9 protein-coding genes are annotated in these 11,420 nt (G+C 46.1%); 4 read left to right on the top strand and 5 right to left on the bottom strand.

Features of this window, described 5'->3' with window-relative positions; translation table 11 throughout:
* Positions 1-123 precede the first annotated feature (123 nt).
* Together ACJJIE_RS21210 and ACJJIE_RS21205 are read left to right on the top strand one after the other, a co-directional pair.
* Complete coding sequence (locus ACJJIE_RS21210) at positions 124-588, top strand: Tse2 family ADP-ribosyltransferase toxin (protein WP_413664538.1); 465 nt, start codon at positions 124-126, stop codon at positions 586-588.
* Positions 588-800, top strand: coding sequence for a hypothetical protein (locus ACJJIE_RS21205; RefSeq protein ID WP_282934107.1), 213 nt, complete (start codon positions 588-590; stop codon positions 798-800). The genes ACJJIE_RS21210 and ACJJIE_RS21205 overlap by 1 nt, the downstream gene beginning before the upstream one ends.
* 201 nt (positions 801-1,001) lie before the next feature.
* Here ACJJIE_RS21205 and ACJJIE_RS21200 read toward each other — a convergent pair whose 3' ends face one another.
* The 5 genes from ACJJIE_RS21200 to purU all read right to left on the bottom strand — a co-directional run bounded on the left by ACJJIE_RS21200 (position 1,002) and on the right by purU (position 7,768).
* Positions 1,002-2,321 (bottom strand): glycosyl hydrolase family 18 protein, encoded by a 1,320-nt coding sequence (locus ACJJIE_RS21200; RefSeq protein WP_444892883.1) that lies wholly within the window; start codon positions 2,319-2,321, stop codon positions 1,002-1,004.
* Positions 2,322-2,434: 113 nt separating this feature from the next.
* On the bottom strand, positions 2,435-5,242 hold the full coding sequence (locus ACJJIE_RS21195) for a TonB-dependent receptor (protein WP_444892882.1): 2,808 nt from the start codon (positions 5,240-5,242) through the stop codon (positions 2,435-2,437).
* A gap of 380 nt (positions 5,243-5,622) precedes the next feature.
* Positions 5,623-6,354 carry an AraC family transcriptional regulator gene (locus tag ACJJIE_RS21190; RefSeq protein WP_282934110.1) on the bottom strand — a complete coding sequence of 244 codons (732 nt, stop codon included), beginning with the start codon at positions 6,352-6,354 and terminating at the stop codon, positions 5,623-5,625.
* 87 nt (positions 6,355-6,441) lie between these two features.
* Complete coding sequence (locus ACJJIE_RS21185) at positions 6,442-6,858, bottom strand: hypothetical protein (RefSeq protein ID WP_444892881.1); 417 nt, start codon at positions 6,856-6,858, stop codon at positions 6,442-6,444.
* Positions 6,859-6,928: 70 nt separating this feature from the next.
* The gene (gene purU, locus ACJJIE_RS21180; protein ID WP_282934112.1) at positions 6,929-7,768 is read right to left on the bottom strand and encodes a formyltetrahydrofolate deformylase; all 840 of its coding nucleotides are present in this window, start codon (positions 7,766-7,768) and stop codon (positions 6,929-6,931) included.
* Between the two features lie 83 nt (positions 7,769-7,851).
* On the opposite strand from purU, the gene pepQ reads away from it, so the two are divergent.
* Positions 7,852-9,153, top strand: a complete 1,302-nt coding sequence (pepQ, locus tag ACJJIE_RS21175) for a Xaa-Pro dipeptidase (RefSeq protein WP_444892880.1) — start codon at positions 7,852-7,854, stop codon at positions 9,151-9,153.
* A gap of 205 nt (positions 9,154-9,358) precedes the next feature.
* Positions 9,359-11,410: an amidohydrolase family protein gene (locus tag ACJJIE_RS21170; RefSeq protein ID WP_444892879.1), complete on the top strand. Its 2,052-nt coding sequence runs from the start codon at positions 9,359-9,361 to the stop codon at positions 11,408-11,410.
* The last annotated feature ends 10 nt before the right edge of the window (positions 11,411-11,420 follow it).

Raw genomic sequence — 11,420 nt, 5'->3', positions numbered from 1 at the left:
TTAACTTAGTTAAAAATCCTCACATAGGCGGCGCCTAACAACAAAGAAACGGTATTAGAACGTTTTGGAAAAAATTTAGCCAAACTTTCTAATCGTCCCAAGCTTTCAACATCGGAGGTGAAAGTGACCATTAAAGTTTTAAAAGAAATATTAATTGCGAAGGGAAAAGCAGACTCTTACTCTGACGGTCAAACACCCATAGATCTATGGAGAGCTCTGAACAAAAAATCAGACCAAGGTGTCTTCGACTTTATAGAAAAAGGTTTCATTCTGTCTAACGGACGTCCTAGACCAGCAGATATCACCATAGAATACCGCGATGGGACAGAGTGGGTTTGCATAAAGGATCGCCCCAGGGGACTCAGCACTTTTGATAAACCAGGATTACCAAAAGGCAAAAACTGGGAGTACTACAAAATTCCTACAGGGACAGTTTTGCCAGAAGGTATTGCAATTGTAAAAGATGAATATAACACCAGATTTGAGGCAACACACTATACGATAGCCCCAGCATACGACATGCCTCTGAATCAATTTAAGAGTAAGTTAAAAATACTAGAAAAATCCTTAATTAAGGAAGCTATATAATGGAAGTACCTAATACCTGGGCACCACTACTAATTTCTGCTGTTAGAGATGCCGTTTTGTATCAAGAAAGCCTTTTAAGAAGTGAGACCATAGGCGACAAGACAGACTATGAGGAGCATCACTTACAGCTAACACAGTTCCTAGAGTTTCTTAAAGAGGAATATAAAGTGATTGAAAAGGAAACAGGTATACCCTTAGAAAAACTATTATAAAGCTTTTCTTCTGGGTGGCTTCAAACCACCCTGAAGCATATTAAGCTAAACAAATATATCCACACCACTTATCGCCCATAGCTGTATAGGATATCCCCATAAAAACAGTAATAATACAGACATTCCTGCCTGTACTGATTAGTTAGCTTTAGCACATCCCCGCTTCAGCAAGTCACACAAGATTCCACGGGGAATTTTTAACTACTTAAGGCAACTAGGAACCGCTGAAGTACCTGGCCATATTGTAGAAAGATAACTGCTAGAATCTTTAGTCACATTAAATATCATAGTGCCACCACCAAGGTTATTATTTTCATTACAGGAGGCCAAAGCACTTGCAGTAGATGCACCATTCATCACAGTGGAGGCTCCAACACCTAGCTTAGACTTATCAACACCCAGGTTGATATATTTCTGGATTCGTGAAGTACAGCTTGAGCCCAACCAATAGCTCATCTCCCAACCATAAGTTAATTGGTCGCCCAGTTTCTTCCCATTCCATTCAGCCTGAAAAGCATCGGTATCACTCCAAAGTGCTTTAGAAATAATTTTGTTAGGCATCTTCTCTCGCAATGCACTAGTCACTTTTACCAAGGAGTCAGAATAGGTTTGGCTGCACTGTGAGTACTCATCATCAATATCAATACCATCCAACCCATACTGATCCACGGCATCTTTTAGCTGCTGAGCAAAGTCATCAGCGGACTGCTCATCGGCAAAACAGGACCAACCTGCATTTTGGTGATTTCCGAGAACGCTGAGCACCACTTTCGTACCCTTGTCTTGCAAGTCTTGTACTGTACTCAAATTGTTATTGAGCAAGTCTGACACTTGGTCATTAAAATGCAGTACAGCTTTCTGACCATCGTAATTAATATTTGCCGCGAAGATCACAGCTATATCAAACAACTGGCTGCCATCGATCTCTGTAAAGCAGCCTGCATTGCCCAGGTTATTACTATTAACTTCTACGTAAGCAACTTTAGGCGCTGACACATTTTCCTGAGGAGTATCAGATTTACACAGAGTTGAGCCCAGCTCACGGATTTCATTCTTACGTGAACCACACCCATACCCGTTGCCATCCATGGAGGCATTATCGGCAAGATTTGCAATTTCCCAGTCCCCCAGGACGGAACACAGCTCATCCTTATAGATTTGAGCCTCAAGATAGGTGACCGGGCTTGCATCAGATGCACAGCTGCTTCCACTAACAACATGAGGCGCTGAAGGTTCGGATTTACACAATGTCATGGATAATTGGCGACTTTCATTACTCGTCAATTGGCAATTATTTCCCAGATGTTCTATTGAGGACCCGTCTGATAAACCAACCAAATCACCATTACTGAGAAGATCACAAAATTCATTAGGATAATTAAGCGCTTCAGAATAGCTTACTGTTGTAGTGTCCGAGGGACAGTCATCCGAATTGACCACTTCAATATCTGCGTATGCACCAGTCTGAAATAAAATGGTGGCACAAGCAGCCTGCATTGCTCTACGTGTCGATTGTTTCATATTTATGCTCATTTTTATTATGTAGTTATGTAAATTCTGTAATCTAATGTCGATAATCAAAAAAAATGGTGTAGAGCTTACACTCTACACCCAATACTACGATCAACGAGGTATTAGAATTTATAGTTTGCACCAATATATAGTCTGCGCCCAGAGTAATTATAATAAGTCATTCTGTTTTCCTGCTTCCAGAACCCCTCTGCCTTTTCCTCCGTTAAATTAATGATAGATGCCGTGAAATTGAGGTTTTCATTGAAGGTAAAGCTGGTATTAAGATCAAGCTGCCCATAAGCTTTATCGTATAAATTATACCCTTGGTGAAGCCCCCCAGCTCGATCATCTTTCCAGTTATAAGATGCTCGCACACTGTACAAATCATTTTCATAGTAACCGGAAAGATTGTACTGGTGCTTAGCCGTTCCAGGAATTTCTGCCTCAGTTTCTTCACCATTAACAAACACCCCTGAAGTACTGGTGTCGGTGTAGGTATAATTTGCCATTACACCAAAACCACTTTCGAACGCGTGTTGTGCAAACAGCTCAACGCCTCTTGAAGTTGCCTCAGCACCACCCGTTTTTGTGGTCATGTCGACTTCAATGGGTCCATTGCAGCAATTGTGCTCACGTAATACAACTTCAGTTGTGGTTATAGGAAGGTTGCTGATATCCTTACTAAATAATGTTGCCCCAAGTGCGGAAGCATCAAAGTAATACCATTCAATTCCCAGGTCGAATTGATTGGAGAGCATCGCTTCTAGCCCAGTATTTGCTGAAGTGCCAGTCCCACGGCCGGTCCAAGAATCCGGCGAGTTAATATTTACAGGGGGGCCATAAGACTCAGCCTGCCCCAAATCAGCATAACTAACTCGAGACATGGTTTTTGCTGCAGCAAATCGTATTACAAGGTCATCAGTTAGATCCCAGGCAATATTCAAACTTGGTAGGAAGTTTTCACTGTCAGCGCTTCGGTTATTTGCATTGGTGATATCTGTCTCTTGACCAATGATGTCATCGTACGTCGAGGTAGTTAAGTCGGTATTAACATAGCGGACACCAAAGTTACCCCGGAAGGCTTCCCATTCAAAATCTGCCTGTGCGTAAAGTGAAAATATTTTCTCCTCGATGGTATAGGTACCGGATAAGACAGGAACTACAGTCCGGGTAAAATTATCACTAACGTAGGCTTTAAGCGCATCTATATCAAAAGGCAGATAGTTAATAGCCCCGGTATCGCCTGCGCTATTATCGATTACGCTGCCGCCAAGTAAGATTGAAGTGTCTGGATGAAAATCCGGGTTGTGGAACCATTCGGTACCCGACAACCACCCACGATAACCACCGTTATCCGAAATACCGTCATCCCACAGGAAAGTATCTCTTAGGGACTTAGCTTCATGATCCCGATATTTAGTACCGACATAGATTTTGTTAACTATTCCCCAATTGGTATCAAATCCCAGGTCAAGCTGATAATAATCTTCCCTATCCCGATTTTGGGTAGCGTCAGAACTAAACCAGTCATAGTATGGATAGGCCTCCTGATCCGAGGTGAGATCTGTAGAGATTTCGTAGCTAGGTTCCCCGTCGGCAATAGACCACAGCCAACTATTTACGGAACCATAACGTGCATCCATATTTGCCATGATTCTTTCGGAGACACCTCCTTTTGCAGAGCTGCGCCCAATATTCACTGCTGCTGTGTAAGAGTCACCTTCATACAGAATTTCGAGGTCGAATGTATGAGATTCTGATTCACCGTAGCTATCCTGCCCGGTCAATTGCGGAGACATTAAACCTCGCTCTACCTCGACACCACCATTGACATCAGCATCGCCCCAGTTATCAGCATTTAGCAAGCCGTTATCACCGTTGCCATAGGTGACTACGGTATCCCCTTCCAGCTCAACGCCAAAGTAGGGGTTATGGTTATCATTCCATTCAGCTAAGGTGAGATTCTGACTACGGGTATCGTATCCCAACTGGGAACCGAAATAGTTCAGAGAAAATTCCAAGCGCTCAGTAGGCCGCCATTGAGTGGTAATTTGATAACCATCCCTGGCCCTATCCTGCTCATGATTACCAATACCCATAGCTCTGGGCGCCCAAACATTGTTGTAAACTTCACCAGTTTCCTGGTCAACAATTGCCGGACGCTCAGCACCTTCAACTGTATCTGAATGGAATCGCCAATGGCTCGCGTAGTTTTCAATTGAGGTTACGGTTCTGTCCTGCTTGGTATAGCCAGCCAGGATACCAAAGGTTTCACTCTCATTTTTCCAGGAGTAAAAAGCACTATATTGAGGTTCCCACTGCTCATTAGTATCTGAGTAAGTGGTTTCAGTAGTTATAACACCCTCACCAGAATCCATTTCCAGAGGCTTACGACTGTGTAGAATAACCGTTCCGCCAATTCCTCCTTCATCAATTCTAGCTTCCGGGCTTTTGTAAACTTCTACTTTGCTAATCATGTTGGATGGCAGCAAAGTGTAATTAAAGCTTCGAGAAGGCGCTTCCCCATCAGAGGTTGCAATGTAGTTTCCATTTAACTGGGTCAAGGTCCACTCGGCACTGGTGCCACGAATACTGACTCGACTACCCTCTCCACCACTGCGTGTAATTGTGATCCCTGGCACGCGCTGAAGAGAGTCTGCAACATTCTTATCCGGGAACTTGCCCACATCTTCGGCGGTTATCGCGTCTACAATAGCATTAGAATCCCGCTTAATTTCCAGGTTTCTGGTATTACTCTCAAGGATTCCGATTACCTCAATATGATCCATCGGTTTGTCTTTCTCAGAGATATCATCAGCAATCGTCACGCTACTAATGGCTAATGAAATAGCGGAGACTAGCGATTTCTGCTTAATCTCCCGACTCCAGATTTTGACCGTGGTTCGTCTATTATTCTTGACTGTTTTCATAGTATCCCAACTTTCTTTTCTTATAAGTTTTTTAAAAGAGCCCCCCTCCAAATTGGAGAGGGGCGAGAAACCGTCAGGGGACCCTAAACCCCGTAATGACAGTCCACTTGTTGAGCACTAAAACCCTAAGAAAAAAAAGGGATAAGTGGGTAATAGAAACTGAGACAGGAATAGAACAAAATCGGCGTTTGGAATTTTTGAGGACACTAAGGGAAAAGTATTAGAAGGTATGAAAGGCCAAAATTCGATTATGGATTTACAAGATATTCAACAAATAGATAAACTATTTTTAAAGGGAAGTAAGCCAGCACCAAACCATTTCAACAAAAAACTTCTATTGATTATCCATCTCTAAGTAGTTCAGGAATGGCCTATCGCATTCAAAGTTGAGACTGAACTTCTTCTCTATAAATAGCGGGAAGCTGCCCAAACATGCTCTTGAAATGTCTACTGAAGTAACTGTGAGATGGAAATCCGACACGGTATGCGATTTCAGAAATTGGCCGCTGAGTATCCACCAGCATACGACGGGAGTTCTCTAACCTAACCTCTCTGACAAACTGCATTGGAGTTTTCTCCAAATACTTTTTAAATCGCCTCTCAAGGGCGCTAACAGACAAACTGGCTACCTCTGCTAGCTGTTCGACAGTAATCGGCTGACTGTAATTATTTTTAATATATTCAACAGGCTTTTTCAGCTTATCCATTCTGGAGAGCGTTTTGACCGTCTCATTAAGATCGCGAGCTACGCCATAGGTACCAATAATTTTTCCAGTGGAATTCTTTAGTGGGCGCTTGGATGTCGTAAACCAAACCAACTCTCCACTTTTCCCTATATTTAACTCCAGTCGATCTGTAATCGTTTCACCCTCCATCACTCTTTGGTCATCACGCATATAGTTTTTTGCGAGATAAGAGGGGGAAAAATCCATATCAGAGCGGCCCACAACCTGATTAAGGGACCTGCATCCCACATGCTCAATAAACTCTCGGTTACAATGTACTACGTAACCAGAATCATCTTTTACCCAAAAAATAATATCTGATATTAAATCAAAAACCGCAATAATCTGCTGGGTAGACACCATTTCCAATATTGATTCAGACTTCATTATTATTATCTGCAATAGCTGGTAAAGAGCCCCTGTCTTTTTATATCGGCTTGAATTACTGCACAGGTCTAGCAAGCAGAAAAGACACTAAAAAGCGCCTTCTCGGCACTCTCCCCGCACCTCACCCCCATCTGCGGAAATAACCCGCTCAATTTCAAAATAGCCACGCTCACAGAAACCGGCTTCCAACATCTTTTGTTCGAGAGCCCAATCTAAATAACGCTCTACACGGTCACTTGAACGGCCTCCCAAACCGATAGTATCCCGCTGCATTCGACGTTGAGAACTAGGCTGGTTTGAAACTGGGGGAGGAAGATCCTGCCGATCCTTCTCAAGAGTATATGTAAAACGCTTGGCTCCATTTTGAGCAATCTCAGTTACAAACGACTCTTTCATTCCGGGAATCGGCTTGTTGCTGGAACAGGCACTGAGAAAAATAGGTAACGCTAGGCCAGCGGCAATAAATAAACGGGCCTGAAAACTGCTAATATTTTTATTATTCACTCAAAATCCTCTCTAAACACTAACCTGCTTTACTACATCGAGCACAAAGTTAGTATTGTTTACTGCGTTTCTATTTAAATACCACTGTTTTGTTTCCGTGTATAAACACTCGTTCCTGCAAAACTAGTTGCAGCGCTCGAGTCAAAACCAATTTTTCAACATCCCTACCTGCATCCGCCATGGTTTCTGCAGAATAGGCATGATCCACATGTATTACATCCTGTTCAATGATCGGCCCTTCATCCAGATCATCGGTAACAAAGTGCGCTGTGGCTCCAATAATTTTTACTCCACGCTCGTAGGCCTGCTGATAAGGCTTGGCCCCAATAAATGCAGGAAGGAAAGAATGGTGGATGTTGATAATGCGCCCACTATAGCGAGCAACAAAATCAGGGGTTAGCACGCGCATATACTTGGCCAGCACCAAATAATCTGGATTGTACTCATCCACTAAGGTGGCCACTTGCTGCTCGTGGGCTCCGCGCTCCATCCCCTCTGCAGAAATACAGTGGAAAGGAATATCAAACTTCTGTACCAGCCCCTCCAGATCCGGGTGATTGCCGATAACAGCCGCGATCTCCACATCCATAGCGCCGGAATAGCACTTCATCAGGATATCACCCAGGCAGTGGGGCTCGCGGGTAACCATCAGCACCAGGCGTTTCTTCCGCTCTATGGATACCAAGCGACGCTCTGCGCCCTGGGGCAGTGTCATATCCAGATCTTCCAGGAAGGTGGCATCGTTAAAGATACCCTCCAGGGCAGTGCGCATAAAGAAGCGCCCCTCAACCCGGTCCACAAACTCATCATTCTTGATGATGTTCAGCTGGTGCTTGTAGCAAATATTGGTAATCTTTGCGATCAGCCCCTTATCATCGGGGCAGTCGGTCAGCAGTATCTTCTTTTCCATGGTCAAATTTCAGGCCAAATATCCAGAGTCCAGACTATACACTATGCCGACTTTACGATTCAGCGATCCATTCCGGGGAGAACATGGATAAAAACCTTTACGCCGATCATATGGCTACCCTGTGCCGCCGCTACGACGAAATCCTCGAGCAGAGCGGGTTTGATACCCTCAACGTATTCAGTGGCGCTCCCAGGGTGCAGTTCCTGGACGATAACTATTACCCGTTTAAGGTGAATCCCCACTTTAAGGCACTGGTTCCCATTACCGACAACCCCCACTGCTGGGTTATCTATCAGCGCGGACAAAAGCCAAAGCTTTTGTTCTACCGTCCAGTAGACTTTTGGCACTATGTACCGCCGGCACCCCAGACCTTCTGGAGCGATTTCTACGATATCGAGCTACTGAGCAAGCCGGCCGATGCCCAGGCGTTCCTGAGCCCAGAGAATGCCGCTTTTATCGGTGAGAGCGACAAGCTGCAAGGCTGGCCACTGGGGGAGGAAAATCCGGAGCTTCTGATCAACCGCTTGCACTGGGCCCGCGCTTATAAAACGCCTTATGAGGTCGCCTGCCTGCGTGAAGCGAACCGCATTGCGGTCAATGGGCACCGCGCCGCCGAACAGGCTTTCCGTAGTGGCGCCAGTGAATTTGAGATCAACCAAGCCTACCTGGGCGCTGCTGGCCAGGGCGAGAACCGTATGCCCTACGGCAACATTGTTGCCCTGAATGAGCATGCCGCAATCCTGCACTACACTCACCTGTCTACTGAGCGCCTGCCTGAGCCGCAGCTGAAAAGCTTCCTGATCGATGCGGGTGCTGACTGCAATGGCTACTGCTCTGATATCACTCGCACCTACGCCTATGCCGATAATGAGTTCGCAGAGCTGGTAGCGGCAATGGATGAAAAGCAGTTGCAGCTGGTAGACGGCCTCAAACCTGGCCTGCCTTACCCAGAACTACATCGCCAGTGCCACTTAAACGTAGGCGAGCTGTTGCTCCAATTTGGCATTATCAAAACCTCTGCCGAGAATGCCGTGGAATCCGGCTTAACTCGCCCCTTCCTGCCACACGGCCTGGGTCACTTCCTCGGCCTCCAGGTACACGATGTCGGCGGTCACCAGACCGGCCCCGATGGAGGCACGACACCCCCACCGGCCGAGTACCCGTTCCTGCGTACCAGCCGAACTATCGAGGAGAACCAGGTATTTACCATCGAGCCAGGGCTCTACTTTATCGAGAGCCTATTGGGAGAGCTAAAAGACTCAGACCTCGCTGCCGAAGTTAACTGGGATAAGGTCGACAGCTTCCGCCCCTACGGCGGCGTGCGCATTGAAGACAATATTGTCGTACACGCAACCGGCAACGAAAACCTTTCTCGCAACTCTTAGTTCATAGACTAAAGCAATATTGTGAGAGTGCTTACAAGTCAGCGCTCTCACAATACCTTTACCTTACTCCGAAAGTTAAAACATTAAAGAACGCCTTACCGCTCCCGCTTTTCCTCTCGCCGCTTGCGCCCCTAAGCTGCTTGCCCCCTCACCAAAAAGAAGCCAAAGTCCATCACCGGTATTACAACAAGAAAAGGGACAGTTCATGAGAAAAAAAGCACTGGCAACGCTTATCGCAGCCACAGTTCTAGCCGCAGCCAATAGCGTTTATGCAAAATCAATCGAGTATATTTTTTACGATAAAGAGGGCATTGCTGGCTCTGAAGTTATTCATCAGGATGGAACAAAGGTATCTGGTGAATTAAAGCTCGGCTGGAATAACCGTCGCCTAAACCTCAAGGAGAGCTTCACTATCGGTGAGGCGGCAATGCCCGAGCAATTATCCATTGAAGGGGTCAGCCCATTTGGTGCTCCAGTCAGCGAAGAATTTTCCCTGGAAAATGGTGTCGCTCGCTGGAAAGGTTCCGATGAACATGGCAGTGCAAAAACTTCCGAAGCCCAATTTTATATTCCCAAGAACAGTACCCTTGCCGTACAGACGCAATTGGTAAAAGCACTGATTGCCGATGCAGATCAAAATATTGATTTACTGCCGCAAGGAAAAGCACGCCTCCATAAGCTTGATAAAGTGACCCTGCAACAGGGTGAGAAAAAGAAAACGGTCCACCTTTACGGCGTAAGCGGCCTGGGCTTTACCCCAGATCTCGCCTGGTATGATGACAATGGGGATTTATTTGCCTCCGACGAAGGGGGATGGTTCGCCATCCTGCGCAAAGGCTGGGATAAATCTCACCTCGAAGAACTGAAAACCCGGCAAGTCGCAGCCGCAGACCAGTACCTGCAAGGTATTGCCAAGAAACATACCCACACATCAACACAACCCATCCTGATCAGCAACGTCAACCTGGTTGATGTTGAATCTGGCAAACTGCAGAGAAAGCACCATGTGCTGATCAAAGATGGAAAGATCGCAAAAATCAGTAAAAAACCGATCAAAGCCAACGGGGCAACCACCATTGATGCCCGTAACCATACGCTGATCCCCGGCCTCTGGGATATGCACGCCCACTTATCCCCTACCGATGGTGTTCTGAATATGGCCGCTGGCATTGTCAATGTTCGCGACATCGGTAATACCCATGAAAGTATCATGCGTATTGAAGGGATGTTTGAGTCAGAGCAAATCATTGGCGGCGACCTTTTCCGTGCGGGCTTTATGGACCGGGAAAGCGAAAATGCCATGCGAATGGGCAAGACTGCGGACAGCCTGGAAGAAGCCAAGGATATTGTCGAGTGGTATGCCGATCGCGGCTATCAGCAAATTAAAACTTACAGCTCAATGGAGCCCGAGTGGATCGCTCCCTTAGCCAAGCATATCCACGAAAATGGTATGCGTTTGTCCGGTCATATTCCTGCATTTATGACCGCCGAAGAGGCAGTGGACGCGGGCTTTGATGAAATTCAGCATATCAATATGCTGTTTCTGAATTTTATGGGCAAGATAGATACCCGTAAAAGACTGCGCTTTACAGAAATCGGGGAGCACGCCCACGAGCTGGATCTGGATAGCAAAGAAGTGGCTACTTTCCTGGATAAGCTAGCCAAGAAAGGCACTGTCGTAGACGCAACCACCACCGTATTCAGTTCGATGTTACTGCGCCAGCCGGGCAAAGTAGATCCTGAGTTTGCCGATATTACCGACCACCTTCCAGTCAATATCCAGCGCGCCTTTGTTGGGGCCGAACTGGATGTGAAGCCGGAACACCGGGATGACTACGACCTTTCAGCGGAAGCCCTGCTGGCCATGATGCTCAAACTACACGAGCACAAGGTCACTATGGTCGCGGGCTCTGATGGCATCCCCGGATTTACCCTGTTACGTGAACTGGAGCTCTATGCCAAAGCCGGTATTCCGAATATTGATGTGCTGCGCACAGCTACACTGGTACCAGCACAAGTTATGGGAGCCGACGAGTACACTGGCAGTATTGCAGTGGGGAAAAATTCAGACCTGGTTTTACTGGAGGGAAATCCCCTCGAGGATATCACTGCGCTGCGTCGCACTGCACTGGTGTTCGAGGGACAAAATATGTATCGCCCGGATGAGCTTTACACAGCCTTGGGTATTAAACCTTTCCACCCTTCAGTGCCATTTGAATTAAATAACACTACTACAGTAGCCACCAAGTCCCAGTAAGCGAAAAACA

This window comes from Microbulbifer maximicatervae (SeqCode) (assembly GCF_052467325.1).
The sequence above is the reverse complement of the archived record's forward strand: the minus strand, read 5'-3'. Positions and strand labels throughout refer to the sequence as shown.

What these genes read in the sequence shown, in the direction of transcription:
- ACJJIE_RS21205 (WP_282934107.1), top strand. Translation starts at nt 588, where the DNA reads ATGGAAGTACCTAATACCTGGGCACCACTACTAATTTCTGCTGTTAGA.
- ACJJIE_RS21200 (WP_444892883.1), bottom strand. Translation starts at nt 2,321, where the DNA reads ATGAAACAATCGACACGTAGAGCAATGCAGGCTGCTTGTGCCACCATT.
- ACJJIE_RS21170 (WP_444892879.1), top strand. Translation starts at nt 9,359, where the DNA reads ATGAGAAAAAAAGCACTGGCAACGCTTATCGCAGCCACAGTTCTAGCC.
- ACJJIE_RS21190 (WP_282934110.1), bottom strand. Translation starts at nt 6,354, where the DNA reads ATGAAGTCTGAATCAATATTGGAAATGGTGTCTACCCAGCAGATTATT.
- pepQ (WP_444892880.1), top strand. Translation starts at nt 7,852, where the DNA reads ATGGATAAAAACCTTTACGCCGATCATATGGCTACCCTGTGCCGCCGC.
- ACJJIE_RS21195 (WP_444892882.1), bottom strand. Translation starts at nt 5,242, where the DNA reads ATGAAAACAGTCAAGAATAATAGACGAACCACGGTCAAAATCTGGAGT.
- purU (WP_282934112.1), bottom strand. Translation starts at nt 7,768, where the DNA reads ATGGAAAAGAAGATACTGCTGACCGACTGCCCCGATGATAAGGGGCTG.